At 39.9% G+C, this 25,629-nt stretch carries 27 protein-coding genes and 1 pseudogene; 5 read left to right on the forward strand and 23 right to left on the reverse strand.

All coding sequences use genetic code 11. The annotated features are described in order from the left end of the window. Positions 1–3 precede the first annotated feature (3 nt). The 13 genes from QNM18_RS00695 to QNM18_RS00755 form a co-directional block, all read right to left on the reverse strand. Complete coding sequence (locus tag QNM18_RS00695) at positions 4–930, reverse strand: hypothetical protein (RefSeq protein ID WP_211012172.1); 927 nt, start codon at positions 928–930, stop codon at positions 4–6. A 54-nt stretch (positions 931–984) separates the two neighbouring features. Further along, the gene (locus QNM18_RS00700; RefSeq protein ID WP_284136016.1) at positions 985–2,679 is read right to left on the reverse strand and encodes a thiamine pyrophosphate-binding protein; all 1,695 of its coding nucleotides are present in this window, start codon (positions 2,677–2,679) and stop codon (positions 985–987) included. Between the two features lie 36 nt (positions 2,680–2,715). After that, positions 2,716–4,209 carry a flavin monoamine oxidase family protein gene (locus QNM18_RS00705; protein WP_284136017.1) on the reverse strand — a complete coding sequence of 498 codons (1,494 nt, stop codon included), beginning with the start codon at positions 4,207–4,209 and terminating at the stop codon, positions 2,716–2,718. A gap of 40 nt (positions 4,210–4,249) precedes the next feature. Further along, complete coding sequence (locus QNM18_RS00710; RefSeq protein WP_284136018.1) at positions 4,250–5,092, reverse strand: alpha/beta hydrolase; 843 nt, start codon at positions 5,090–5,092, stop codon at positions 4,250–4,252. A gap of 940 nt (positions 5,093–6,032) precedes the next feature. Next, positions 6,033–6,890 (reverse strand): transposase, encoded by an 858-nt coding sequence (locus QNM18_RS00715; RefSeq protein ID WP_349774882.1) that lies wholly within the window; start codon positions 6,888–6,890, stop codon positions 6,033–6,035. 99 nt (positions 6,891–6,989) lie between these two features. Next, positions 6,990–7,406, reverse strand: coding sequence for a DoxX family membrane protein (locus QNM18_RS00720; protein WP_284136019.1), 417 nt, complete (start codon positions 7,404–7,406; stop codon positions 6,990–6,992). A gap of 66 nt (positions 7,407–7,472) precedes the next feature. Further along, a complete protein-coding gene (locus QNM18_RS00725; protein ID WP_211012178.1) occupies positions 7,473–7,970 on the reverse strand; it encodes an RrF2 family transcriptional regulator in 498 nt (165 codons plus the stop codon). 438 nt (positions 7,971–8,408) lie between these two features. Next, complete coding sequence (locus QNM18_RS00730; protein ID WP_211012179.1) at positions 8,409–8,579, reverse strand: hypothetical protein; 171 nt, start codon at positions 8,577–8,579, stop codon at positions 8,409–8,411. A gap of 134 nt (positions 8,580–8,713) precedes the next feature. Beyond that, positions 8,714–9,196 (reverse strand): hypothetical protein, encoded by a 483-nt coding sequence (locus QNM18_RS00735; RefSeq protein WP_211012180.1) that lies wholly within the window; start codon positions 9,194–9,196, stop codon positions 8,714–8,716. Between the two features lie 78 nt (positions 9,197–9,274). Then, positions 9,275–10,324 (reverse strand): SH3 domain-containing protein, encoded by a 1,050-nt coding sequence (locus QNM18_RS00740; protein ID WP_284136020.1) that lies wholly within the window; start codon positions 10,322–10,324, stop codon positions 9,275–9,277. 85 nt (positions 10,325–10,409) lie between these two features. Continuing rightward, positions 10,410–10,700 carry a hypothetical protein gene (locus QNM18_RS00745; protein WP_284136021.1) on the reverse strand — a complete coding sequence of 97 codons (291 nt, stop codon included), beginning with the start codon at positions 10,698–10,700 and terminating at the stop codon, positions 10,410–10,412. 4 nt (positions 10,701–10,704) lie between these two features. Continuing rightward, complete coding sequence (locus QNM18_RS00750) at positions 10,705–11,097, reverse strand: hypothetical protein (RefSeq protein ID WP_284136022.1); 393 nt, start codon at positions 11,095–11,097, stop codon at positions 10,705–10,707. A gap of 131 nt (positions 11,098–11,228) precedes the next feature. Then, complete coding sequence (locus tag QNM18_RS00755; RefSeq protein WP_284136023.1) at positions 11,229–11,618, reverse strand: hypothetical protein; 390 nt, start codon at positions 11,616–11,618, stop codon at positions 11,229–11,231. 249 nt (positions 11,619–11,867) lie between these two features. On the opposite strand from QNM18_RS00755, the pseudogene QNM18_RS00760 reads away from it, so the two are divergent. Next, positions 11,868–12,866, forward strand: a pseudogene (locus QNM18_RS00760) (integron integrase). Position 12,867: 1 nt separating this feature from the next. Here the strand turns inward: QNM18_RS00760 and QNM18_RS00765 are convergent. Further along, the gene (locus QNM18_RS00765; protein WP_284136468.1) at positions 12,868–13,092 is read right to left on the reverse strand and encodes a hypothetical protein; all 225 of its coding nucleotides are present in this window, start codon (positions 13,090–13,092) and stop codon (positions 12,868–12,870) included. Between the two features lie 546 nt (positions 13,093–13,638). Between QNM18_RS00765 and QNM18_RS00770 the strand changes: the two genes are divergently transcribed. Further along, positions 13,639–14,160: a flagellar protein FlhE gene (locus QNM18_RS00770; RefSeq protein ID WP_284136024.1), complete on the forward strand. Its 522-nt coding sequence runs from the start codon at positions 13,639–13,641 to the stop codon at positions 14,158–14,160. A gap of 41 nt (positions 14,161–14,201) precedes the next feature. On the opposite strand, the gene QNM18_RS00775 is transcribed toward QNM18_RS00770, so the two are convergent. The 5 genes from QNM18_RS00775 to QNM18_RS00795 form a co-directional block, all read right to left on the reverse strand. After that, positions 14,202–14,669, reverse strand: a complete 468-nt coding sequence (locus tag QNM18_RS00775) for a hypothetical protein (RefSeq protein ID WP_284136025.1) — start codon at positions 14,667–14,669, stop codon at positions 14,202–14,204. A 523-nt stretch (positions 14,670–15,192) separates the two neighbouring features. After that, entirely contained in the window at positions 15,193–16,107 is a 915-nt protein-coding gene (locus QNM18_RS00780) for a phosphatidylinositol-specific phospholipase C (protein ID WP_211012186.1), read from the reverse strand. Positions 16,108–16,219: 112 nt separating this feature from the next. Further along, positions 16,220–16,870 (reverse strand): hypothetical protein, encoded by a 651-nt coding sequence (locus QNM18_RS00785; protein ID WP_211012187.1) that lies wholly within the window; start codon positions 16,868–16,870, stop codon positions 16,220–16,222. A gap of 1,153 nt (positions 16,871–18,023) precedes the next feature. Then, positions 18,024–18,335, reverse strand: a complete 312-nt coding sequence (locus QNM18_RS00790; protein ID WP_211012188.1) for a hypothetical protein — start codon at positions 18,333–18,335, stop codon at positions 18,024–18,026. 497 nt (positions 18,336–18,832) lie between these two features. Beyond that, positions 18,833–19,351, reverse strand: coding sequence for a Crp/Fnr family transcriptional regulator (locus QNM18_RS00795; RefSeq protein ID WP_211012189.1), 519 nt, complete (start codon positions 19,349–19,351; stop codon positions 18,833–18,835). A 193-nt stretch (positions 19,352–19,544) separates the two neighbouring features. On the opposite strand from QNM18_RS00795, the gene QNM18_RS00800 reads away from it, so the two are divergent. The 3 genes from QNM18_RS00800 to QNM18_RS00810 are packed head-to-tail and all read left to right on the forward strand — an operon-like array spanning position 19,545 to position 21,404. Then, positions 19,545–20,279 carry an SDR family oxidoreductase gene (locus QNM18_RS00800; RefSeq protein WP_211012190.1) on the forward strand — a complete coding sequence of 245 codons (735 nt, stop codon included), beginning with the start codon at positions 19,545–19,547 and terminating at the stop codon, positions 20,277–20,279. 47 nt (positions 20,280–20,326) lie between these two features. Beyond that, complete coding sequence (locus QNM18_RS00805; RefSeq protein WP_284136026.1) at positions 20,327–20,722, forward strand: DUF2141 domain-containing protein; 396 nt, start codon at positions 20,327–20,329, stop codon at positions 20,720–20,722. A 22-nt stretch (positions 20,723–20,744) separates the two neighbouring features. After that, positions 20,745–21,404: a TVP38/TMEM64 family protein gene (locus QNM18_RS00810; protein WP_284136027.1), complete on the forward strand. Its 660-nt coding sequence runs from the start codon at positions 20,745–20,747 to the stop codon at positions 21,402–21,404. 54 nt (positions 21,405–21,458) lie between these two features. Here the strand turns inward: QNM18_RS00810 and upp are convergent, their stop codons facing one another. The 4 genes from upp to QNM18_RS00830 all read right to left on the reverse strand — a co-directional run bounded on the left by upp (position 21,459) and on the right by QNM18_RS00830 (position 25,506). Further along, positions 21,459–22,091, reverse strand: coding sequence for a uracil phosphoribosyltransferase (gene upp, locus QNM18_RS00815; RefSeq protein ID WP_211012193.1), 633 nt, complete (start codon positions 22,089–22,091; stop codon positions 21,459–21,461). 19 nt (positions 22,092–22,110) lie between these two features. Further along, a complete protein-coding gene (locus QNM18_RS00820) occupies positions 22,111–22,659 on the reverse strand; it encodes an NAD(P)H nitroreductase (RefSeq protein WP_284136028.1) in 549 nt (182 codons plus the stop codon). An 81-nt stretch (positions 22,660–22,740) separates the two neighbouring features. Beyond that, positions 22,741–23,430 carry an HvfX family Cu-binding RiPP maturation protein gene (locus QNM18_RS00825; protein ID WP_284136029.1) on the reverse strand — a complete coding sequence of 230 codons (690 nt, stop codon included), beginning with the start codon at positions 23,428–23,430 and terminating at the stop codon, positions 22,741–22,743. A gap of 114 nt (positions 23,431–23,544) precedes the next feature. Further along, positions 23,545–25,506 carry an NADPH-dependent 2,4-dienoyl-CoA reductase gene (locus tag QNM18_RS00830; RefSeq protein WP_284136030.1) on the reverse strand — a complete coding sequence of 654 codons (1,962 nt, stop codon included), beginning with the start codon at positions 25,504–25,506 and terminating at the stop codon, positions 23,545–23,547. Between the last annotated feature and the right edge of the window lie 123 nt (positions 25,507–25,629).

Raw genomic sequence — 25,629 nt, forward strand, 5'->3', positions numbered from 1 at the left:
TGTTTAAACCTTTTCGTAAATGCTGAGATATTCAGGAAGCATGGTGTTTTCTTCGACCGGAATAACGGTATGCACTTTATAGCCATACACCATCATTTCTTTATGCCAAGCAGCCACAGATTGCAGCCGATTTCTTTGAGCTTGAGCAGCGTGCCATGAACGGCCATGCAACAAGTTTTTCCAATCATTAAACACTGATACCACATGTTTATGTGTTGTTTGTTGCACATTAAAGAGCGGCATTACTAACTTACCACCTGAGGGCATGACCTGTTTAATACGTAGCATCATGCTCATAAATTCAGCGCTTGAATAGCTGTGAGGGCCATCGTAAATAGCGGCCAGCTCCACACTTGAAGCGTTGATTTTTGGTGTGTTTCCAATTAACTCTGTTGGTTGAACTACGCCAGAGAAATCAGTCCTCTGTAATGGAGAATATGACTCATTTAGTGCGTGTGTCATGGTATAAGTTTGACCATTAAAAAACGGTAGATGATTAATGGGATCAAACTCGCTATCAGGTAATCCAAAACTGAGATACCCTGAGAGGTTTTGCATTTGCGTAAACTCGGTTAAATATTGACTGAAACGCACTTGCAGATCTTGCAAACGATGCATATTCAGTAGCTGCATGTTGAGCTTACTATTGGCTAAAATAGCTGATAAGCGCTGATAAATTACCTCTTCATTCTGCATTTTAGATACACATTCAAGCGCTTGAATGTGTACATCAGAGTCTTGATATAGGTGCAGTTGTTTCGCTAGTAAAGCAGTTAACTCGTTAAATAAATATTTATTGAGATATAACGCATGGTAACTATTTGACTCATTAAGCAGCGCCCTTATCCAAGGCGAAGCAAATGCATCAACACTAGTCAGACCAGCAACAGCAAAACCGCTTTTTAAAAAAGCGCGTCGTGACAATGTCATTATTATACCCTTGTGTTAACGAGGCCGGCTGTATGTTTTGCCGGCCAATTTTGGTTAAATACCCAAAAAGGCACGGTTTTCTGCGGGGAGATCTTTCATTGGGATCTGTGCCGCAATCACACAAGGTTGATCAGATCGCGCATGCGCGTGCTGTAAAGCACCTAGCAGGTCTTCATAGGTGTTTACTCTTAACCCTATACCGCCGTTGTATACATGAGGCATATTTTCGTACTTCCAACCGTTAAGCATTACATAGTCCAGCGGGGCTTTACCCGGCTCAGTAAAGAATGTGCCATCAATCAAGAATTGCTCAATCGCATATGAACCGTTGTCGACAATAACGATAATTGCAGGAATATTGTTCTGTACAAACGAAGAGAATGCCTGAGAGACCATCTGGAACCCACCGTCACCTGTGACAATGAGCGGTCGTTTACCCGTAGCAAAATAGCTTCCAATCGCTGCAGGTGTGCCTTGTCCGATAGAAAGCCAAATTGGGTTTGCTAAGAAGCATTGAGTGTCCATAACGGGAATATCCGCTCCCGGAAAGCTCGCCAAACAGGTATCTAAACTGATGTAGTATGGAGATTGAGTGGTATTTAAAAAATCTCCGATGGCTGCAAAAATACCGTCATGACCTAAAGCACCTGAATATGGGTCATTTTCGAATTTTGATTGCCATTGTTCACGTCGTTGTTGATAGCTCAAGCCGGCGACACTTGGTATGGAATTTTGTTGCGTATTGAGTCTAGGGAGAGCATTGATGGCTTCTAATGCTGTGCCTAAAGAGAGTTTACGTAGTACATTATTGCCCACCATCGCTTTATTAAATGCAACACGGATCAATTTATCTTTTAGGGAAACTACCATGAAGCGATGATCAATCCCAAACAAACAACCAAGTGCAATTACGCAATCCGATGACTCGACGCCTTGTGTAATGGTTGAAGGTGCCAAATCACTGTCATATACGCCGCAAAATAGCGGATGTGACTCACTAACTAAAGATTTCGAAAGTAGCGTTGTATAAAATGGCAGTCCTTGCGACTCAACAAACTGCATCGCTTCATCAATTAATCCAAAGCGGACGAGCTCAGCGCCAAGCAATACGACGGGCTTGTTGGCATCAGTCAGTGTGTTTTTAATAGCACGAACAAATTGGCGTCTACCTGCCCTATGGCGTCTTGCTGTGTAATTTAAATTTGCAGAAAAGTGTCCGATTGGTTTTTTCCATAAATCTTGAGGGATTTCGATATAGACCGGACCAGACTGTTCTAATGCGGTAATGAGCAATTGGTCAATACGATCAGCAGCACCGTCTAAATCACGAATTTCCTCAGCAGCAAGAGTCAACTCTTTGAAGACATGTAAATCGGTTTTACCAAACCCCGTTGAATGGGAAAATAAAACATCATACTCGGCCTCAAGGCTGAGATCTTTGTCAGTTGGACCACCATTAATAACCGCCAATGGTACGCGCTCAGTTAAAGCGCTGGCAATGCCATTTGCCATGCTCAATGTACCTACGCCATAAGCAACAGACACAGCGCCAAGTGCACCTTGTCGACCATATCCGTCTGCAGCATAACCAGCTTCTAGTTCGTTGACAGTATTGATAAAGTGCATATCCGGATCGGCGACCAAACTGTCGATAAAATCAGAACAAGAAGTACCTGGCACACCAAAAACATGGTGGCAACCTAACTGTTTAAGTCTGAGCGTAATAAACTCTGCGACTGTATAAGACATCATATTTCCTTATTACAAAAGTCAAATTTTAAAATTTTAAGCTTGTTTGTGAATGTATTGAACGGCTTCAAGCGCTGAAACCAATGCGCCTTGGATCCAAGAGTGATATACAGAGCAATGCTCCCCGGCAAAACATAGGCGATGCTCGGGCTCGCTCATTAGCGCGTAGTAGTCTTGATGGTCCCTTGGGTTGAAAAACGCGTAAGCACCTGCTGAATGAGTATGGTTGCTCCAGCTCCAGCGCAATACACTTAAAATGTCATCCCGTTCAATATAGGGATGCACTTTCTTAAGTTCCGTAAAAAGTAGCTCTTTGAGTTCAAAGTTGTTAAGGGTATCAACACGTCGTGCGTGTTGGCCCCAAGTATAGGAGGCTAATAGATAGCTCGCGGCATTCGATATGGCTTTATCTTTTGCTACCGCATTGTCGGCTGGGTACCAAGTATGACCAAGGCCTGCATCATATATGGTACTGCCACCATATATCTTTTCTTTAAGCTCCCAAAAGCGGTTTTTGGTCCTGATCAACACCTTAGTTGCAGAGTCATAGTGCACCTGTGCAAATGCGCGTGCTTTTTTAGGGTTTATGCTGTTGTGAAAATCGATTTTACCCAACACACCAAATGGGAGGGTACAAATTGCGTAATCAGACTCTATAGTGTGTTTGCTTCTATCTCTCAACTGATAACAAATAGACACCTTGTCTGTCAGGTTTTTAACTTCTACCGCTTTAGCTCCGGCCAAAAAGTCCACTTGACCCGCAATACGTTGGTGTAGGTGTTTTGCCAATAGATCAGTGCCACCCACTACTTCGTCAAAACCTTCGAACCACACACGCTCAAGTTGCTCTCTTAAATGCTCTGAAAAAGCGGTATGCAGCAAAGTTGAAACACCATAAATAGAAGATACATATTCGAGTGCTTCTGAGCTTAACCCAGCCTGCTTAAACGCATCTTTAAGTGACATTGCATCAAGCTCTTTGAGTTTTTTAGTAGTTAACTTTTTTTCATATAGGGCCTGTTTTTCATTATCAGATAATGAATTCAACACCTCAGTGACCGCAAGGTCCCACATATTATCTGCGCTCATGCTACGCTCTTTAGCCGTCAGTTCAAAAGCACTTTTTAAAAGTTCAAAGCCTTCTGGACTGCGCGCTACTTTTTTCCCACGGATCATGGCATGAGTGCGCACATTATCTTGCACAAACGGACGCAAATTTAAGCCCATTTCAGCAATATACTGGCGCGTAACTTGATGGTGCGTTGGAATACGCATGGCACCCAACTCGGCATATAGAGTGTCAGACTCGCGCAAAGTTCTTACACGGCCTCCAATATGACCTGGATCTGCTTCTAGAATGGTCACTTTTGCACCGAGTCTAACTAATTCGTATGCACTAGTTAAACCTGCAATGCCAGCCCCTATAATGGTTACAGATGGTGCACCCTTTAAACTGTTGGCAGTAAGTGCCCTGACACTATTTAATAGCGTCATTGGCTTGCCACTATGGGCAAGAGTATTGTTCTTCATTAAAAAGTCCTTTTAACGATAGATAAAATTTCTATGAAAGTTAATGTCTTAAAGCAGATTTTATTGCGTCAGCTAAAGCTACTGGCTGTGTGATCATAGGTAAGTGACCAGACTCAATGCTATAGGTTTTTGTCGCACCAATAGACTGAGCAATTTTTTGCTGTGTCGTATACGAAATGATCTTGTCCTCTTTTGCAAACACATACACTTTTGGAATGGTATCTAGCTTGTCTTTATTTAGATGCACTTTACCTTCGCCCGTCACGGCTGGTTCATCAACAGATTGTGTCCAAACCTTTGCTTGTAAAGATTTTGATTTGGTGTTGGTAAATGAAGCAACGTACTCCGATTGATTAGTGATTTTCATCCAACCATCTTCGTAAGTCACGCCTTTAAAGTAGTTGCTTTCATCATCTTTATTTAATAACGCAAAAGGTTTAGCACCTTCGAATGGGGCAACTGCACTGACATAAATTAAGTGACTCACTTCAGCTCGATTGCATGAGGCGAGTGCTTCATGAGCAACGGCTCCACCTTGACTATGCATAACCCAAACCTGCGGTTGTGGTAAGCCATTTGTGCGCTTACACAATGCCTCAGCTGCATGGCTTAAGGTTATGGTTTTTGGTGCGACCTTATTGTCACGGCCAGGCAAGTCTAAGATATGTGGTACGATTTGAGCATTTTTTAATTCAGTTGCAACAGGTTGCCAAGCTGAGCCTCGTAAATGTGCACCATGAATAAATACCACAGTTGATTCAGTTTCAGCTCGTTCAGTTGAAAGACTTCCTGCAGAAAGTGGTTTTGAGTCTGAAGAGACACTATTACAAGCAACCAAACTTGCAACAGTACATAGAGATATGAATGTATTTTTTAACTTCATCCTAAGTCCTTCCTAATTCTGTAAGTAAAAAACGGGGGCATCTTAGCAAGAAAAAATACGAAAAATAACATCAAAAAAACGAGGGAAATCAAAGCTTGCAACTCATTAATTAAAAAAACAAAAAAGTCGCTGAAAGCCGCAAAAGCAGGCGTGAATTTTTATTCAAAATAACAGATTAAAAACCCAAAAATATACAAAGGGCTGGTTTGTTATACTTTTGTAGAATAAACACGACAATTTCCTTCACTATGCCACTTTGGCAATCGATTTAGTCATTAAAAAATTGCATAAAACCTTAAACAGGGGCGATTCATTGCTGAAATTATAATTATTCCAGCTCTGTCAACTATTAGTTTTTCTCAATTCACACTAAAAAATTATGCAGCATTTAATATTTAAACCTCAAAAGACTATTGAATGAGTCTAAATAGTTTTTTTATAAAAAATTTTATTTCCAATTGAATTTTTTGAGTTTAACCGATTAAAAAATGCACATTCTAATTCTTTTCCTCATCTGACATGTTGGTCTTTAATAAAAAACGGATAAATTTTGTATTAGATAAGTTGTAATGAGTTGTGTAATAAGTTGGACAGACACATTTGTAAAAAGGAATAAAGTGGACAGGCACATTATTTTGCATTTTTGAAAGCCAATCGTATTACAGCTATATATTCCTATGTGTTACCGCCAGTACTAGGAAAAACTATCAAGTGCTTTTAATGCTAGAAATAAAGTTCCATTAGGAATATTTTCATCTTACTAAACAGATGAAGGCTTAGAGTGGAGAAAGAGAGACTTAAACTAACTACCCAACCCCCTTATACCAATTAACGTCATTTTTTGCCGCATGCACTCTCAATACGGTTTGAGAACCTACAAAATTACCATAGCGCGTTCCATAGTTTTTTACCTTATCCAACCAAGTCGCTTCTTCAATTCTCAGTGATGCAAGAATACAGGGCATGCCTTTTTGTATGTAACCTCTCTTTTCGGAGCACACATGACGGCCCGCCATTCAACAAGTTCAAGGTAATCCCATAGTGAGATCGGTAATGTATGTTCTTGCTCTCTTTTGCCAAACGGTATTAATGATACGGGTTGTTTGGTTTGACGTTTCGTCTCATTTTTATTTAACTGATTGACGTTTTTTTTGGAACTTTTGAGTTGCTTTATTCGCTCTTGAATCGATTTAAAATCGCTACCCTCTAGCTTATTTGCCATATTCGCTCGGATTGGATTTAAATCCACATATGCCATACAACTTAGCAGTGCTGCTTCATCTAATAAAGCCTGTGATTTATATCGCCCTTCCCAGTACTTACCCGTGCAGTTATCTTCCTTGTTTGCTCTCTTTGCTATGTATTCATTGAGGCTTTTCATAAACCAACTAATGTCGTACAGTCTGGCGCGCCACTTTTCAATCAGCTCAGATTTAAGTAATTCCTCAGCCTCGTTCAATGTTTCACCGTGTCGGTATCTATCAATGAGTGGACTACCTTTGTATAGCTTGTACCACCTCGTTATCACCTCTTCCTCTGTCCAACCCAGAGCTTGCTGCCTATTCACTTTTACAACCAAATGATAGTGATTACTCATGATGGCATACGCAGCTATTTCAATGGTAAAAACACCACTTAACAGTTTTATTCTATCTACTATCCATGTCCGTCTATGGTCAAAGTTTTTACCTGTGTACTTATCCTCTCCGCACAAAAAAGCACGGCGTACACACCGTGCTATTAAGTGGTAATAAGACGTCGACGACAAATCTATTAATCCCTTCCTTACTCTTGTCATTTCCTTAACCTTAACTTTAAACTGGATATTTAAACAGTAGTCAAAGAGCCTAGTTTAAGCAATGAATTTGTGTCTGTTTCATTGCGATTACAAACAAGTCTATTTATTTTGCTCTTTTTGAGATACTCCAACCTGAGTAACTAACAAAGCCGCACCAATTAGTGAAAAGCCTTTGAGGAAATGCGCCTGTTGCAATGCGCGGATAGTTTCATGTTCTGCATACAGCATCTCATATCCGTGCACAACAACTGTTACCGGAAGTAAAAAAAGCACCAGCAACCACCCACCAAGTTTAGGTTTCCAGTTAAATAAAATCATTAATGCACCAGCCAACTCCACAATGCCAGAAACCCAAATTAAGGCTACTTTATATGGTATTACTTCGGGCATTAAGCTCAAATAATAAGGTACATTAGTAAAGTGAGTAATGCCGGACAGCAAAAATAACGATGTGAAAAGAAAGCGAGCGCAGATATTAATTGAGATATGATGAGGTAAACGGTAGTCGGCAAACATTAAAATGTTCCTATTTTTTCAGGTGATTTATTTGTATATATTTAAAGGCTAGATTTTTACTTACCCTCAAGTAGAAAATGCGGCATTTTGCTCGATCCATGTTTTAATTCGAGATTTTCGTTGATCACTGACATCTTGTGCGATCCCAGCGACTAATTCTGGAAGCTTGACATTATTTAGCTCTTGCCTAAATTTATCTTCAGCATGTTTAAAAGAGGCTGCAATTTTACAGGCTGTAAGCACTTCGTCAGAAGAAGCGCCACATGAACCCTTTTGCCTTATTTCTGTACAGCGAAAACTAGGAGTTGTACCGTCGATTGCCCCTGTTATATCCCACAAAGAAATAGTTTCAGGTAGTCGCGCCAATTTATACCCACCGGCTACACCTCGTTTTGCCTTTACTATTCCTGCTTTACTCAATAACTGCATCTGTTTCGCCAAATAAGGCGAAGGCACCCCAATAAAATCTGCAAGTGCTTCCAAAGCTAATGCTGCATTTGCAGGCAATAAAGCTAACAGCGCACAACTATGCGCTGCCCATTCAACGCCTTTTCCTATTTTCATATCGCTAAAATCTGCCCTTGTCATTTATGGACAAAATTTATCTTTAATTGTAATAGATATCAAGCCGCATTATGGATATTTTTTATCTTTAATTAAGATTGTTGTGTGCCCATAGCGTGTAGGGCTTGTTTAATGGGACACAGTTGACATGAAATAGGCACGATTTGATAGGTAAAATGAATTTGTGTCTGTCCGACAGTGCTCATGATGGCGTACACTGCAACTTATATCGTAAATACACTGCTTATACGCTCTACCAGCCACGTTCGTCTGTGGTCAAAGCTTTTGCCTATGTACTCACCCTCTCCGCATAAAAAGGCACATCGTACGCTCCGTGCCAATGAATGATATAAGGCATTGAAGACAAATCTATTAGTGCCTTTCGTGCTCTTGTCACCCCTCTTCACCACCACTTAAAACCTAGATATTTAAACAGTGTTAAATAGCACAATGTAAACAATTGATTTGTGTCTGTCCCATAATGCTGTTTCCTGACTTTTCGGCTTGCGCTGCAATAGCCTCTAATCGAGATGCTAACCAACGAAGCTTTTCTGGTGAGGCATGGATGAACACCTGCTCGGCTTTTTCATCTTTTTCTAAAGTTAACATCCGAATCCTTTTGGCATATAACGCCGCTATCACTGGACAGCTGGCTGTAGTTGTAATTTCTGTTAACGGAGCGGCAGCGTAGTGCATAAATTGCAACGAAGGACTGCTGTTCCGGTGAATAGCTTTGTTAGTTGCTACCCGCCGTAAGCACGATCAAAGTAGTCTTTTGCGTTAGTTCTATTTAGCTCATCTCGGTTTATTGAGTGCATAAGTTCTAATGGTTTACAATTTGCCGACTTGGAAATACAAAATTCGAAGTCACAATACGCATCATCTTCTAAATCAATACACCAACGCATAAGCCAGTTATTACTTTCAGAATATACCGCTGTACGAACTTCGTAATCTCCATGCGTACTAGCTTTCAAGGCCTCACTACTGTTAATTTTTGACTTCAAAACATCGACAGACAATATTTTACTGTTGGTAATAAATCCATCATGCTCGTGCCAGTCATCATATAGAAATATCTTCTCTGACGGATCAACAACCATATCCATGAAGTATTTCATTACTTTTAATAGCGTTTCCATACTACTGTCTGTAGCAGATGTGAGTATTTCTCCATCGAATGGTTTGTCACCGGCCTTCCATCTTTTTTCTAGGTCTGGAGTCATCCTAATACTCGCAACTAACGCCTCACATCAGCCGACCGAAAAACGCGCAGCGGTTTTTGGGTCGGCTGGATGTGATTGTTAGTTTTTGTTTTCATCTGCTGGCCTTATGTATTTGCTATAAACCCAGCCTTTCAATTCTCTTGATGACACGTAGTCCTTATAAGATATTTCAGCCCAACCACGATTTACCGAAAATACAGAAAATGTTTGATTTGGATCCAAAACAGTAACAACGTTATCGCTTTTTACTTCCGGCGAACTTCTTAAATTGAGAAATGTCGTGGCATAGTGCCAATTGATTCCACTCTCACGCTTCTCCTCAGGTAGTTGAGCCTCTAGTACTTCCTGCAACCCATGTATTTCATTGATAATATTTTCTTCGGTTTCAAGTGACGAAACATGTGCTGCGAGAAAAAGGATTAAAGATAAAACAATGCTGATTAAATCTGGCCCAGAGTCTTTTTCTTGATTTATATCGACTCTTATATTTTGAATGCGCGCTTCACTAACTTCAGGTACACGCACAGATTCTGGAACGAATGAATCATGTAGCTTCTGTATGATTTCGCGCGGCGTAGATACGAGAAGCTGTAATAAAGCTGCATTACCTTCAATTATTTCTAGGGCTTTATCAATATCAGCCCTTTCTGGCGCTATCTTTAACCTCGCTTTGATTAAATCAGCCGCATTCAAACTGGAAAGGGTGATTACCTTAGCGTTTGGAATTTCATTTATCGGAACTAGGCGACCAGAGAATATTAGTGTTGATAGAGATTCATTTACTACAGTTTCGTAAATGTTTCTTACCTCTGATGCATTAAGCAGCTCTACATCATCGACAACAACTAAGGAGTGATGCTCGGAATTTCTCAGCGCTTCCAAATGATGCTGAATGTCGGGTAATCCCTCTCCTCCGGACAGGTGAAAAACACCACCCAAAAATCTACTAGAATACTTACTTTCAAAGACTCTAAGAAGCGCCGTTTTACCAATTCCACCAACGCCTGTCACGGCAATGCAAGTTCCAGGCTTCTTACTGTGTTCAGATAGAAGCTCTAATTCCCGATGTCGATTAACAAAAAATGACTCTATCGGAATATCGTTAAAAGCTGTCGTTGCAGTAACCATCCGCTTCCTTCAAAAAACTAACGCCCCACTAAGAGGCAAATAACAGTTTGGCTATAATTAGCGACGTAGGAGCAAAAGCCAAACTTTATTTGTCCTGCTTGAGTGGCTTGTTATGTTCGACTTCAAGCAACGCCTCTGTCTCTTTTATTTCACTTATTAGTTTACTTAAATGCTCTTTAATCTCGGGAGATTCATCGCCTTTCTTATTCTTTAACTGTTTTATTATTTCATGGAGATCTGCTTCAGCTTTACCTAAGTCATCGATACCTTCATCTTTTTCTTGTTTTTTATTACGCTTAGCTATTACGGCCGTAACAACTGAAACCAATGTACTTGCAACACTTCCGATAACAGCAGCTTCTATAATAAATGACATAATATTACTCCGCTAAATAGGCACAAGTGCCGCTAGAAAGGAATGCACAACAGTAAATTATAATTGATGCTGTCGATATCACATCTACATTCGGTGGGGTATTTAAAATGGCCGGATTGGACACAATTGAGAATATAAGAGCTGACACAAGCAACATGCCTACGGAAATCCCTCCAGATATTATTTTTGCAATTTTATAATCCTCTCCTGAACCAATAAGTTCACCAATCCCAGCAGCGCAAAGCCCTGCAGTAATAAGAAGCAACTCCCCCTGAGATAATAAATTTACTAGGCTGCTATCTTGACCAAAGATTAGCCTACAAATCCAAACCGCAAGTAAAGGTACAAGCGCTAAACCTGCTCCAAAAATCAACCATTTAGTAACTTTATCATTCATAATTCTGTCACTTGAACCTTGATAAAACAATATAGAACATAACGCCGCCTTAAGCGGTGAGTAATTGTTGGCTAAAATGTGAAGCGAAGCGGAATCGAGCCAACTATTGCGAATCCGACTTTAAGGCCTTGTTAACTATACAGTGCAACTATATCGCTGATACCACCAATAAAAAAACCTAAACAGCCAAAAGCAGGTAATGTTGAAGCTGTATAGCAGATGCTTTTTACATTTTTTTGTATAATTGGTGTGTCAGGGCTCACAAAATTCGGTATTTTTATCATAACTAATGCGAAAAGCCCTAAAAAGGCAACTGTTGCAACCCAGAGCGGGAGCCAGTCATTCCAAAAAATCAGTTTCGGAGTTAGCTTACCAAATGTAGCTTGTGTTTCTGGAGTTATTTTAAGAAATAAATCTCTACTTTTATTCAATAACTCAAAAGCTTTTAAAATAACTTCAAAAACGCCCCAAAGACCACTAAGTAAGACAATCGGAATACCAATTCTTTCTGCTGAAGTCATATGTAATTCTCCTTGTATAGTTAACATTTTTATCTACGACAAATGTCGCATAACAACAGCGTAATGTCTGCCGCATAACAACAGCTTTTCAAATACGCACTTTAATACCCTCAACCATAACAATAAGTTAAGCAAATGTCACCAAACTAGAAATGGTTAATATATGTCACTTGTCGTATAACAGTGATATTTGACAAATACCAAGTACTGTATATATATACATATAAATAATTTAAAATGGAACTGCATATGAAATCACCATTTTTATCCATGATTCAGGAACATATGTATACGCAAAGATATGCCAAAAGTACTATTTCATGTTATCTCTATTGGATAACTGCCTTTATTCGATTTCATAATTTATTGCACCCAAAAACACTTGATGAGGAAGCGGTAGAATAGTTTTTAAGTCACCTAGCCAACCAACAAAACGTGGCTGCAAATACACAAGCTCAGGCGCTCAATGCACTAGTGTATATGTATAAAGAGATCATCAAACAACCATTGAGCCTATCGCTTAAGTTTAATAAAAGCCACCGCCAACAAAAGCTACCCATTGTATTGACTGAACGGGAAATCGCAGCACTGCTAACACACTGCCCTCATCAACATTTACTGGCAGTATCTTTGCTTTATGGCAGTGGTTTAAGGCTGATGGAAGTACTGAGGTTAGGAGTACAAGATATTGATTTTGATTACCATTGTATTCGCATATGGCAGAGTAAAGGAGGAAAAAACCGAGTGGTTACACTTGCCGCTCACCTCATAGAGCCACTTCATCAACAAATCAAAGTCGTCAGTGCGTATTTACAAAGAGATATTCAAAACAAGCAATATGCTGGAGTCTGGTTGCCACACAAACTCAGAGATAAATATAAAAGCGCAAACAAACAACTTGGTTGGCATTATTTACTACCCTCTCACAAATTGAGTATCGACCCTGAAACACAACAACTTCGCCGTCACCATTTGGACCCACGGCAAATTCAAAGAGCGGTAAAAACGTCAGCAACAAGGGGAAAGATCACAAAACCTGTCACTCCACACACTCTTAGGCATTCTTTTGCCACTCACCTACTCCAAAATGGTGCGGATATCCGAACTGTGCAAGCTCAACTTGGACATACAGATGTTAGAACAACACAAATTTATACTCATGTTATCCAACAAGGCGCGCAAGGAGTAACAAGCCCATTGAGTAAAGTTGCCACAGATCAAATAACGCCCTTTAGCAAAGTAAAATAACTCACTCCACCAAAGCCTTACTTGGATCTAAATAAAACATCTTTTTCCAGCCTTGGGTTTCAAGTGTTACAAGCCAAGGTAGCGGGACAAGTGACAAGATAGAATAATGCACATGAGCGGGTTTTCCTTTGGCGTTGCCTGTATCGTCCAAAGTCCCAATGGGTTGACCTGAACTTAACCACTGACCAGAAATGATTTGTGTCTGTCCCATAATGCTGTATTGCATGATGCGCTAGAAGCTAAGAGGTGCCTATTTCTATCTCGTTTTTATATGTGGTGCACTTGCATGTTAAATTCGGGGGTTTAAATTTTTGATACCTTACAGTTACCGCTCTAAATGCATTTAATAGCGCATTTGGGTTGCAGAAAATTACTGAACATAAATATTAACCTGAATTGAGCTAGCCCTTTATCAAAATTATTAGCATGATCAAAGTACTTGATTTTTCATCTTACGCATTTCTCTATTTTTGATGCCTAGATCTTAATTTATCTATGCCACACTTAGCTTTGGCTTGTGTTTAAGACGTTTCAGCACACTTTTTATTCACGCGTTGGATCTTTTAAAGCTGTATCGAGATCATTCAGTCACATTTACACACGCACTCAACATTTAATCTTTTCTGCTTATAATTTTAGTGAATCACTTTTTGACCGCTATATATGTAATGCTTTAACAACCTCTAAATAATATATTGCATACAATAATGTTGACACAGCTTTCTCTGATTGATAAAAATTAAACGAATTTACGGAAAATAGGAAAAGGAAAATGTTTAAAAAAACCGCTAAATGCTTTACGACCTGTTTGGCTTCTTCAGTCCTTTTATGGACTGGCATCTCCAGTGCCGAAGTACAACAAGAAGAACTTCTCACCCCGACAATCTCTGTTTCATCTGAGCAAATACCACCTAGTAATGTGGAAAGCCCAATCACAATAAGTGGTGGCGCTTGGGTAAGCAGTGGTACAGCACCAACAATCAGAAACTCAGGGTTGTTATACACATTAAATTTACCTGTGGTGGGCTCTGTACCTTTCGGGTCTAAGATAAATGTTGTGAATTATTCTTGGAGCTTTTCAAAAGTTCCGCCCGGTATGATTGTATATCTTTGTTGGAATTCAACATCAGCGTGCGTCGATGTTACGTCGAACAAATCAGGTAGATTAACGAACTTTGCTGGTTTAGACGCAAATAAAAAGTTCATTTTCGCCTACGGCGTTCGTGGTAATGGCAGCGCAATTTCTCCCCCAGCATATGGACAAAGAAGCCAAGTAATCGTTAATTACGATTAATGAAATATTTGGGCCTTTTGACAAGGCCCAATACCATATCTTCATGCATATTGGTCTACACTTAACATCCCAGATTTAGCTTGATAGTCCATTGGAAGAGACTTGTTAAAGGAGATAATTTCTTTAAATATCTCTGCATCTGATGCCCCTTCTCCCTTCATCCTATTAAATATTTCGATTCGCTGCTCTGTCACTTGCGCGGCAACTTTATCAAATTCAACTGAGCGATCGGCCCAATTTTTAAATGCAACCGGATCTGTAAGAGGTGGTGCTTCGTTTAAGTTGACCATCATCTTATTGGGGATAAATGTGATTGCTTCGGCCATTTCTTCTGCAAATTTAGGATCATCTTCTACCTTCTTTGTGAATGTGTCCCAACCATGATTTATCTGTGAAGAGTGAGCATTTTGAGTGTCATGTGTTGAGGGCGTAGCCGTGTTTAACGTTTTGGCTGATGAATACTGTGATGAGTAGTTTGATACGTGTTGGGGGTTAGTGTTTAAAATCATGACTTATCTCCTTATGTCTGATGATAAACACTGCAAGCTTTAAGCCAGCATTTGGACGCACTTGTTCAGTGAGCGCAACAAGCTAAAATGTTAACTAGGCTGCATTTTTGGTGAAATTTAATGCCGCCTCATGGGCGTGCTTTTGCCGCTTTTTAATCGATAGAGCAGTTAACATAGATATTTTAGTTTGCTTAGCGTTGGCCTACCCTTCGGTTCTTTAAACACTATAGTTAACTTAGTGGTGAGCTATAACTTTTTTCCGGGTGGATATTAAGTCTGGATAAGATTAGCTGGGAGCCTGTGATAAATCCGCACCTGTCTTCGGGAATACGCGGCTGCATCAAATAAAGTGAGAATGTCGAATTCTTCGCACCTTTTTTTCAGTGATAAAGACAAGAGTACTTGGATGTGTTCTTGAGAAAAACAAATTGGTTCTTTGCTCAAAGCCTATGATAGTTAAAATGAGACTTGTCACAAGCCTCTAGCGCTTATGAATTTGTGTCTGTCTCATTTTGTTGATTTCCTAAGTGGCTTCCATACCACTTAGACTAACATTATGATTTGTATTGATAATAAGTCTTACATTTTCGTTATCAATATTGCCAGTTTCATTATTATAAAAATCGAAAACAATAATGCCCAGTCTGCTACCTTGGCATTTATCTTTTAGATATTTTGTTAGGCCGGGATTCATTTTGGGGCTCACTTTACCAGCTCCTCCCCCCCATGCATATTGATAAGGAGTATGTGAAGCAAATGCGATGCTATTGTAAGTAATATACATTTCGCCATTCTCTGGTGCATTAGCCGCGCTGTTAATTGAAGATTGAACAGCTGCCATTTTTTTATGCGTATTGTGCTCTTTATATTGATCCTCAATCCTAAACACTTGTTCTTCTGGTGTGATTAGGGTGAATGTTGCATTATCTTTCCAACCTTTGGATAAATCTATGCCAAGGTTGCCTGAAAACCTTCTAAACAAGATGATTTTCCCTCGAGATTCACGCAATGTGGGTATCTTAGTCTCCAAGTAAAATAAATTTTTAAAAGCGTCTTCTTGTAGATAAAAATTAAACTTTTCCTGTACATGTCTAACACCACTTGTTGCCGCATTGATTAACATGACGATGGTTTCATCTGTATTTTCTGAAAGAAAGCTCTTACATTCTTTGAGGACAGTGCCAAATGTAAGGTCACAATCTGAATAACTATGATAAATATTTAGTGGATCTTGTTTGTTTCCGTTTGTTTTTACACGGATATCGAGAAAACGAATACCATCTTTTAGCTGGGTAGAAATATCAAAATTTTGTGTTCTAGCTCCTCCTGGCGGGGCTTTTTGAGTACCCGAATCATGTGTGCCTGGCATGGATATTTTATCTAATGTTAAATTATTACTCAGGGTACTCATCCAATTCTTTGTGCTTACAGATGCCATAAAATACTCCGTTCCCGCTGTTATTTGGGAGTTGTTTACAAGGTAAATATTACTCTGAATTAAAGCCTTGTATTGACTACTTCAACGTCAGGCTTTTTTTTTAAGACAAGACTTAAGGCCGTTTATAGAAACCTGTCATATTGATATCTGTGTCAGAATTGTCCATCTGGAATAAGAATAACTCGACAGCAGTTGTTGATTCACTTGTTCGCGCCGCAATTGAGCCTGAGCCGACTTGACGATTACTTAAAATATCAACAATGAGTTTAGCACTATCGATGACTGAACCTACTGGATCATCTGTAATGATGTCGGCTTCGAGGCTCAAAGTGTCTGAGACTAAATTGACTGCATACTGTTGATCTACATTGGTCCATGTTACGCCGACCATGTATTTAGAGCCAATCCACCAGTTATTGTTACCTGAATAATGGCCCTGACCTAAAACGAAGTCATCAAACGTATAGGTGACACCATTTTTCATGTTGAATACTAAGGTGCCAGTTACAGCAAAGTTAAGACTTGATGGCGAGTGGCTGCTGTATGTTTTAGCAATGCCTCCAATGTTAATTCTTTCGTTAAACCAAACAGCTACCTCACTTGAATTGTGGCGTCCGGCTTTTACAGTGATAGTTCTGCCGTCACAAGTAACACCGTCATATGGTTGCCCTTCGGTGACTTTATGCTCTTTAACTACGAAAGAAATGCTGGAAAGCCCCTCAAGATTGAAAGTAAATTCATTATCGTGCGACTTCTTTTTCATGTCCACTTATCCTTATTTTGTAATGCGGTTATACTCATGAGTAAATATGTATAACTACCCTCGAGTTACCATACATCTAGGATTATTAGCTAGGAGTAAGACAAACACCATTACACTTTATAACCCCATGTTCTAAAAGGAAGTGCGCCATTGATATTCTAAACCAGCGCTGATAGGCGCGTACTATTGATCGAAAATACCCTCCAATTGCGTCACACAGAGCTGAAGTTCATTTTTAACCGGTTTAGTTGCCAAGATAAAATTACCCGTAAAATTGCAAAGGCACTTTTACGCTCCTTTTCCATTTTTACCCAAGAACTGAAAGAAAAACCTATGATTATTACGTACCAACATATTGTCTAAATCCTGCTTGGGACACCAACGAAGCCAGAATATAACAGGAAAATTTAAAACAACGGTTGCTCGTTCATAAACAAACGGTACGCTTTGGTTAATAGTGGTCTACCAAGCGACTCAGGACGCCCAAATCTGATAGGAGCTTCACTATGGCATATATGGATAGATGAGATTAAAGGACAGACACTTTTTCGGGATGTTTAAACCGCGCTCAAAAAGCCTAGTTTTTTTAGTAAAGAGTCAGACCTCATTAAAATTAAATCAGCTTCTTCAGAATCAATTGTTTTCCCATGAGCAACTGTAACTCCCCCATACGCTCTGACCCCAGCTTTGAACGAATGTTTATTGCAGTTTTTTGGGTTTCTCATCTTTTGATATGTTCGGCATCAAAGTTGTGACAACCGCCAATCTCTATGTGAACTGATCATCGTCTTTATACAAGAACTCAGTTTTAACTTTGAGCCTTTCAAAGTTCAATCCTACCAAATACTATCGTCTAGACATGTCAAACAAGCTAGGTAATTACCTCAGCCTTGGTGAATGAAAACTGTATAAATAATCAATGTGCATAAAGCTAGTTTAAACCAAAAATTTTTAGGTCTAATGAAATAGGTTCTATTTTTTCTTACCCTATGGGCCAGTTGGTTCAGACAATAAAAAAGCACGGTATCAAAACCGTGCTTTCAGTTTAAAGTAAGGTTTAAAGGCAAGTCTACTTGCACCTTTCCGCTCATTATACATCACGAAACGTAGAGTATTTAAGCAGCAATTATTAAATTCAAACAGCTACTTTAATTTAACCTTGGATAGAAATAATTCTTACGTCACTGTATTTGCTGCCAGTGTGATCCCAGTACCTTACCCAAACTTCTGCATTCGATAACTTAGCAGCAAGCGCTGTTGAATACATCATTTCAGCTCGCTTATTTCCCACTTTACCAATTAACATCCACTCATCGCTAGAGTCAATTCTCATTAGCAGCTCATCAGATGAATTAATGTAGACACGTGTAATTTTTGTCGAGTAGTCATCTTTTTGTGCGGCTGATGCTTGGAAAGTTGGCAGAGCTAAAGCAAATATTAAACCGGTAATTACTTTTTTAAACATTAATTCTATTCCTTTAATTATTAGGTAGTAGTTGTTTTTTTCTTATAATGGTGCCATTCGCCCATCGAGTTAAGAAATTAACCTTTGAGCTTAATGCGATAAGATCATACACAACAACTGAAGTATTTCTCAAGCTAAAATTTAATTTTCCATATTCGATGGCAAGAATAATAATGAGATTCTATGACATCCCCATTACCACACAAGCTAATTATAACTTAATCGAAATTAAGTTATAGCTAATGATTACACGCACACGCTACAGTTAATAAAAGCTGATAATGTCCTTGCCAAAATTTAGAATCCTGAAAAAAACATTCAAAAATACGAAGTTAGCTGTCAACTTTTAGCTCAAAATAGTTCGATAACCATATCTTATAAAGCGAATAGTTAGTGACATGTACATTTTAACTAATAGAAGTACATCCATATATTTTAATATTAATAAGCAAATTAAGGTTAAAAGTGGAAATGAGAAGCAAGAGCTAACTAGTATGCTACTTATTCTTAATTCTACTCAATGCCACAGGTGTTATCCCTAAGTACTTGGCTATATCATTCTGAGTTAGGTTTTTTACAAGCTCAGGTTCGGCGCTACATAAATTTTCATACCGTTGCGTTGCAGATAAAGTGAGTAACTCGAATTCCCTGCGCTCTTTTTTAAGTGATAAAGACAAGAGTATTTGGATGAGCTCTTGGGAAATCGAAATTGATTCTTTACTCAAAGTAAGTAACGCTTTAAATGGAACTTGGATAAGTTTACACGCTTCGATTGCTTGCAAACTGAATGTACTTGGGACGTGGCAATGCGCGGCGTTCAAGCTGCCAATGATTGTGCCAGATTGAACAAATGACTTTATGGTTTCTTTACCATTCTCGGTCAAGTAGAACGCTTTTAATAAACCTGTTTTAACAAGGTATACATAATCACACAGTTCACCTTGAGCAAAGACCTGCTCCCCTTTTTCAATTTGGATCAGGGTGCCATTTGTCTCAATAAATTTTTGCAATTCCATTTCAGCTCCTTTTTATTTGTTGGTACGAAGTGATCAGCCCACGGGATCTTGTTTTCCTCGTAATAGTGCCCTACTAACTTCTACGAAATTGTCATAAACACCAAAATTTATTGTCAGTTTTAACATAGGTTAATGCTCACCATGCATTTGAACTTTTAAAGTATCAACCAGATTCACTACTGGAGATACATACGTGAACTTAGTCAATAAAGTGATAGTCATTACAGGCGGCACGTCAGGTATAGGCCGCCAAATTGTAGAACAATTGCACGCACAAAATAAAATTGTTGTCATTGCACGAAATAGTGATCGGCTCGAACAATTAAAAAAAGGATACAAAAATGTGATATGTGTTGCAGCGGATCTCTCTGATCCCAACTGCTACAAATCGCTGTCAGAACGAATACAGGCTGAGTTTCCAAAGATAGACGTTTTAATTAATAATGCGGCTATCCAGAACGAACCCCTTTTTACTGACACAAATTTCGAATATGAGCAAATTGTACGAGAGATCAATATCAACTTCACAGCTGTATGTTCGCTTTCTTATCTGCTTATACCTGCGCTAAACGAGAGCGGCCCCACTGCTGCGATCTTAAACATAAACTCTGGCTTGTCTTTTGTTGCGAAAAAAAGTGCATCCGTTTACTGCGCGTCAAAAGCAGCCATTAATCTGTTTTCACAAAGTTTAAACTACCAGTTAGAACACACAAATATCAAAGTATTGCAGGCATTTATTCCACTTGTGGATACTCCTATGACCCAAGGTAGAGGAGACAACAAAATATCTGCTGAGGCAGCGGCCAGAGCCATTATTGATGGTTTGAAGCGTCAAAAATCTCAGCATGATATCGGTAAAATAAAGCTTCTACGCGTGTTGAATGCCCTCACCCCAGCACTAGCCAAGCGCCTGTTAAAAGGATCTTAATCATGATGCACACCTTAATTAAATTAAGCACTTTAGGAATAATGTTAATGGCAACTAAAAGCGTAGCTGCAAGCAACGTACAGATAAAAATAACTGACATTGATACCAATCGCCCCGGACAAATTATGGTGATGTTATTTGAAAAAGAAGGGTTCCCAGTCAAACATGACAAAGCGGTGCAAACGCAGTTCCATAGCCCTACCGAAGCATCATTACTTGTCGAGTTTACAACCACCAAACCAGAGTTCGCTATCAAGGTTTTACATGATGAAGACAACTCGCAAAAGACTTCTAAAAATTGGACTGGGATTATCCCATCGGAAGGTCTTGGGTTTTCAAATGGAGCCAAAATTAGCTGGCGTGGCCCGCCAAAATTTAACGATGCAAAACTCACTCTTGCAGACATACAAAGGCCTATTTCAATCTCAATAAGTTACCCATAATTCACTTGATGGAGTCATTGTTATGAAGCCCCTTTTAAAAATCATGTTGATATTGTTTTGTTTCTTTGCCTCGACTTTTTTTGTGCTTAAAGTGAGTGGATTACTCGGTATTGATGAGATTAAAACCTGGCTAAATACAGCTAGTCAACTCAATGTATATCTGGTGGCATTCACAGTGATTGGTTTGCTTTTTTTAGATTTGTTTATTGCTATACCGACGCTTACCCTCATTTTATTAGCTGGCTATTTCCTTGGGGCAATCATTGGTGGCATCAGTGCTATTGTGGGATTATTACTCGCAGGCATAACAGGCTACGCCATCAGTTACAAATACGGCAATAAGCTCTTTGATAAACTCGTAACGAATCCTGCTGAGCGAGCTGATGCAATTGCACTATTTCAAAAACGAGGTCCAGTGGTTATCCTACTTTCCAGAGCAACACCTATCTTGCCTGAAATCTCCGCATGCATGGCTGGAATGATTAAAATGCCATTTAAACATTTTATTTCGTATTGGCTGATCAGCACCTTGCCGTATGCTTTAATTGCAGCTTATGCAGGGTCAATTAGTACCCTCGAAAACCCAAAGCCAGCTATTTACACTGCAATTGGATTAACCGGATTTTTCTGGAGTTGTTGGTGGGTTTTTAACAAAAAAGTTGTTCAACCTAGACAAATTTGACAACGGGGTTTATCTATCAAGGCTGACAAACATTGGTTTGTCAGCCAAAGAGTCTTAGGCCTGAGTGCCAAATATTTTATCACCAGCATCACCTAGACCTGGCACAATGTAGCCATTTTCGTTGAGGTGACTATCAAGGGCCGCTGTATACACGTCTACGTCTGGGTGAGCCTTTTCAACAGCTGCAACCCCTTCTGGTGCTGCGACTAAAACAATGGCCGTAATGTTTTTACAACCGGACTTTTTGAGCAAATCAATTGTCGCAATTAATGAGCCGCCTGTTGCTAACATGGGATCGACGACTAATGCTCTTCTCGATTCTAAATTACCTACTAATTTTTCGAAATATGATACTGGCTCAAGTGTTTCTTCATTTCTCTGCAATCCGACAACACTGATTTTCGCAGCTGGCAATAACTGCATGACGCCATCTAACATACCCAGGCCAGCTCTTAGAATAGGCACTAGCGTGATTTTTTTGCCTTTGATCTCTTGCACATCTAAATCATCACCCGTCCAACTTTTTATCGTTGTAGTCTCTGTTGGTAAATCTCTTGTCGCTTCATAAGTTAGCAAATTGCCAACTTCCGAGACCAACTCGCGAAACTTTTTAGTTGAGATGCCATGTTCTCTCAATAAGCCAATTTTGTGTTGTAATAATGGGTGCTCAACAACATGTAGTGCCATAGGTTGCCTCGTAAGTAATTTATAACTCTGTAAAAAATGTGTTTGGTTCGTGACGAACCGGTTTAGTACACTGAACCGTAGGAGTACCTAAATATAAATAGCCGACTATTTCGTCTTTTTCATTTAAACCAAGCTCGCGTTTCACGGCCGGGCTCTGTGCAAAATAACCTGTTCTCCAAACACCTGACAGATGCTGTGCAAACGCGGCCTGTTGCATTGCAAAACACGCACATGCTGCACTTTCAATTTGTTCAACACGGGGAACTTTCGGGTGTTCTTGGTGAGGAGAGATTGCAATAATTAACATAGGAGCACGATGAGGCAATTCTTTAGCGCGCGAGACGGTGCGCTCATTTTGCTGCTCTTCGACTGCTGCGTTGTAATAGATTTCCCCCAATTTGTCACGGGCATCTTCATTAACAACGATAAACTTCCATGGTGCAAGCCCGCCATGATCAGGTACTTTTAACGCTGCTTTTTTTATGATTTCTAGTTGAGATTCGTTCGGACCTGGAAAGGATAAATTGCTGTCAGATTGACGTGTCAGCAAAAGCTCGATGGCATCCATATAAATTCCTTAATAATAAACAAACACTTATTATTGTAACGTGAAGTGTCAGGGAAAGTTTAGCACTTTCCCTGATATTTTTTAGGTCTTTGCCGAAAGCCTTTTCGCTATCCAGTAATCAACGCTAAAGAAGCGTCCTCCTCCGGTAAAAAATAAACTTAAAAACATTACAAAATAGATAGCCGCAAATTCTATTCCGTTGTTTAAAATCACTATGTTACCTTTTTCATAGAGATACTCAGGAAATCCATGGGAAGATACAATAGACTTGATACGCTCAAGACGCTCAGATACTTCAAGGCTATTTTCTAAGCTTTGTTGAGCAGTCTCACTCCCTAACCACGCAAAGACCTGAGCGGCACTGGTATCTGGATTAGCTGGTGCGACCGAAAACCAGCCGTTGTGCCAATGGACTTGCGTCGCTGCAATGAACATAGTCACCATTAAGGGAATGGATACTAAACGCGTTAACAGCCCGAGTAAAATAAGCCAGCCACCCAAAAACTCAGTCCAACCAGCTAAAAATGCGAGAAAATCAGGAAATGGTAAACCCAGTCCCCAGTCAGGGTTACCAAACCACGCAACAACGTTTTCATCTGCCATTAAACTTTCGAAAAAACCTGCGTCTGCTTTACTTAAATTCAGCTTGTTGTATCCTGCAATGATCATAACAGGCGCAACAATTAGCCTTATTAGAAGTGGTGCCAAGCCACTCATAATATCGACCTTTTCAATGCTAGTTTGATAAATGGATTGAATTTTATTAATCATAGAACGATTTACACCTTTGATAGTATTCATACAGTGTAGACCGAACCACGTGAAGTTTTATTGCAGCATAAAAAAATCGGCGCTTTGGCGCCGATTTATTCAGTCTATTGTATTTTATATCTTTCTAGCGACTTGCAGCGCTTCATAAATAGCGCGCTTAGCATCTATGGCACTTGCCAGCAACGCGCCGCCAATCACGTGATGATTACTTGGAAGGCCCTCTCGGTCAAAATGGTTTTCATTAGACGTTTGACCAATGCATGCAATTACTGTATCCACGTCAAGCGTTTGCTCTTTGCCGTCAATTTTAACTACCAACCCAGCATTGGAAAAAGATACATATTCGCAACCAGCGATTTGCTCCACTTGGTGATGTTTGGCAACTGCTCTATGGATCCAACCTGTCGTTTTTCCTAATCCTGAACCGAACCGTCCAGCGCTTCGTTTTAGCATATATATTTTTCGCTTCTCTGACGATGGTACAACGTCTTGCTCAATGCCCCATTGACCCTTAAAGTCGTCGATAGACTGGTTTTCTGGCTCGGTTAAAAAGGCGACCATATCAAAACCAATCCCACCAGCACCTAGAATAGCAATTTTATCGCCAAGTTGGACCTCTTTGCGGATCACTTCATCGTATGCCAAAACACGTTTGCCATCACTACATTCAATTTTTGACATACGCGGACTCACACCTGTTGCAAACACAACATCATCAAAGTTGGTCGCCATATCATCGTTATAAGCTTGCCCTAATTCCATCTTGACGCCCAGCCGCTCTACTTCGTTTAAAAAATATTTGAGTGCCAGCTTAAAGTCTTCTTTTCCCGGGATCCGCATAGCCAGATTGAATTGGCCACCGGCATGTTCGTTTTTATCAATGAGGGTGACGTTGTGACCTTTTTTGGCTAAATAACAGCTAACTGATAATCCTGCGGGGCCCGCTCCCACAACTAACACATTTTTAGCTTTTTGTGTTTTATCTAATGGATAATCCAACTCAAACCCAGCCTGTGGGTTTACTAGACACGTTGCACGTTTACCTTTAAAAACGTGATCAAGGCAGCCTTGGTTGCAACCTATACAAATGTTGATTTGCTCGGATTTGTTTTCAGCATATTTGTTAAAAAAGTCCGGATCTGCCAACAATGGCCTTGCCATGGATATTAAATCGGCTTCGCCATTATCCAAGATATTGTTAGCAAGTTCAGGGGTATTAATTCGATTCACCGCGACCACAGGGATATCGACGACATCTTTGAGTCGTTTAGACGCCTCTCTAAACGCGCCCGGCGGAACCATACTAGCAATGGTTGGTACTCGTGCTTCATGCCAACCGATACCCGTATTGAGTATATCCACACCAGCAGCTTCAAGTGCCTGAGCCTGCACTGTGACTTCCTCACTGGTTGACCCATTCGGTACTAAGTCCATCACTGATAACCGAAATACAATGATAAATTGAGCTGATACACGCGCTCTTACTGCTTTTACTATCTCAATCGCTAAACGCATGCGATTTTCGAGTGTACCACCATATTCATCATTGCGATGATTAGTATGCGGCGCCATAAATTCGTTAATCAAGTATCCCTCGGAGCCCATGATCTCAACACCATCGTAGCCTGCTTTCTCTGCCATGTAAGCTGACTTTGCAAAATCTTTTACAGTGCTTTTAATCATGCCAATGGACATAGATTTTGGAGTGTACGGGTTGATCGGCGCTTTTAGTTGACTCGGGCCGACATTAAACGGATGGTAAGCGTATCGGCCAGCATGTAACAATTGTAGGCAAATTTTCCCTTGATGCTGGTGGACTGCCTCAGTATACGCTTTGTGCTTAATCACGTCATAGCGGGAGTTAAAGGAAGACGCAATAGGTGTCAACTTTCCTCGAATATTAGGGCTATATCCGCCAGTTATGATCAATCCGACGCCCCCTTTTGCCCTTTGCTCATAAAACGCTCTTAGTCTTTTGCGATTATGCCAACCCTCTTCTAACCCCGTGTGCATTGATCCCATTACCAAGCGGTTACGTAGCTCAGAATTTTTAAGTTGTAGTTTTTGTTCTAACATTGCTCGCCCCAATGTAACTGGTCTTACCTGTGAACATTAACCAATTTATAGATTTTGGCAAGTAAAAAGCACAAATTATTTATTCAAAACCGGATAAATTTATAATATTTATGGTATTTTGCG

Origin of the sequence: Pseudoalteromonas obscura, assembly GCF_030135505.1 — a bacterium.
In the GTDB taxonomy this organism is placed as follows: Bacteria; Pseudomonadota; Gammaproteobacteria; order Enterobacterales; family Alteromonadaceae; genus Pseudoalteromonas; species Pseudoalteromonas obscura.

Coding starts and splice junctions, on each gene's coding strand:
- QNM18_RS00775 (WP_284136025.1), bottom strand. CDS start 14,669: ATGATTTTAAACACTAACCCCCAACACGTATCAAACTACTCATCACAG.
- QNM18_RS00810 (WP_284136027.1), top strand. CDS start 20,745: ATGAAGCCCCTTTTAAAAATCATGTTGATATTGTTTTGTTTCTTTGCC.
- QNM18_RS00790 (WP_211012188.1), bottom strand. CDS start 18,335: ATGTTTAAAAAAGTAATTACCGGTTTAATATTTGCTTTAGCTCTGCCA.
- QNM18_RS00705 (WP_284136017.1), bottom strand. CDS start 4,209: ATGAAGAACAATACTCTTGCCCATAGTGGCAAGCCAATGACGCTATTA.
- QNM18_RS00730 (WP_211012179.1), bottom strand. CDS start 8,579: ATGTTAACTTTAGAAAAAGATGAAAAAGCCGAGCAGGTGTTCATCCAT.
- QNM18_RS00700 (WP_284136016.1), bottom strand. CDS start 2,679: ATGTCTTATACAGTCGCAGAGTTTATTACGCTCAGACTTAAACAGTTA.
- QNM18_RS00765 (WP_284136468.1), bottom strand. CDS start 13,092: ATGCAATACAGCATTATGGGACAGACACAAATCATTTCTGGTCAGTGG.
- QNM18_RS00820 (WP_284136028.1), bottom strand. CDS start 22,659: ATGGATGCCATCGAGCTTTTGCTGACACGTCAATCTGACAGCAATTTA.
- QNM18_RS00695 (WP_211012172.1), bottom strand. CDS start 930: ATGACATTGTCACGACGCGCTTTTTTAAAAAGCGGTTTTGCTGTTGCT.
- QNM18_RS00740 (WP_284136020.1), bottom strand. CDS start 10,324: ATGGTTACTGCAACGACAGCTTTTAACGATATTCCGATAGAGTCATTT.
- QNM18_RS00805 (WP_284136026.1), top strand. CDS start 20,327: ATGGCAACTAAAAGCGTAGCTGCAAGCAACGTACAGATAAAAATAACT.
- QNM18_RS00745 (WP_284136021.1), bottom strand. CDS start 10,700: ATGTCATTTATTATAGAAGCTGCTGTTATCGGAAGTGTTGCAAGTACA.
- QNM18_RS00770 (WP_284136024.1), top strand. CDS start 13,639: ATGTTTAAAAAAACCGCTAAATGCTTTACGACCTGTTTGGCTTCTTCA.
- QNM18_RS00825 (WP_284136029.1), bottom strand. CDS start 23,430: ATGATTAATAAAATTCAATCCATTTATCAAACTAGCATTGAAAAGGTC.
- QNM18_RS00755 (WP_284136023.1), bottom strand. CDS start 11,618: ATGACTTCAGCAGAAAGAATTGGTATTCCGATTGTCTTACTTAGTGGT.
- QNM18_RS00725 (WP_211012178.1), bottom strand. CDS start 7,970: ATGAAAATAGGAAAAGGCGTTGAATGGGCAGCGCATAGTTGTGCGCTG.
- QNM18_RS00750 (WP_284136022.1), bottom strand. CDS start 11,097: ATGAATGATAAAGTTACTAAATGGTTGATTTTTGGAGCAGGTTTAGCG.
- QNM18_RS00735 (WP_211012180.1), bottom strand. CDS start 9,196: ATGACTCCAGACCTAGAAAAAAGATGGAAGGCCGGTGACAAACCATTC.
- QNM18_RS00720 (WP_284136019.1), bottom strand. CDS start 7,406: ATGTTTGCCGACTACCGTTTACCTCATCATATCTCAATTAATATCTGC.
- QNM18_RS00830 (WP_284136030.1), bottom strand. CDS start 25,506: ATGTTAGAACAAAAACTACAACTTAAAAATTCTGAGCTACGTAACCGC.
- QNM18_RS00715 (WP_349774882.1), bottom strand. CDS start 6,890: ATGACAAGAGTAAGGAAGGGATTAATAGATTTGTCGTCGACGTCTTAT.
- QNM18_RS00780 (WP_211012186.1), bottom strand. CDS start 16,107: ATGGCATCTGTAAGCACAAAGAATTGGATGAGTACCCTGAGTAATAAT.
- QNM18_RS00710 (WP_284136018.1), bottom strand. CDS start 5,092: ATGAAGTTAAAAAATACATTCATATCTCTATGTACTGTTGCAAGTTTG.
- upp (WP_211012193.1), bottom strand. CDS start 22,091: ATGGCACTACATGTTGTTGAGCACCCATTATTACAACACAAAATTGGC.
- QNM18_RS00785 (WP_211012187.1), bottom strand. CDS start 16,870: ATGAAAAAGAAGTCGCACGATAATGAATTTACTTTCAATCTTGAGGGG.
- QNM18_RS00795 (WP_211012189.1), bottom strand. CDS start 19,351: ATGGAATTGCAAAAATTTATTGAGACAAATGGCACCCTGATCCAAATT.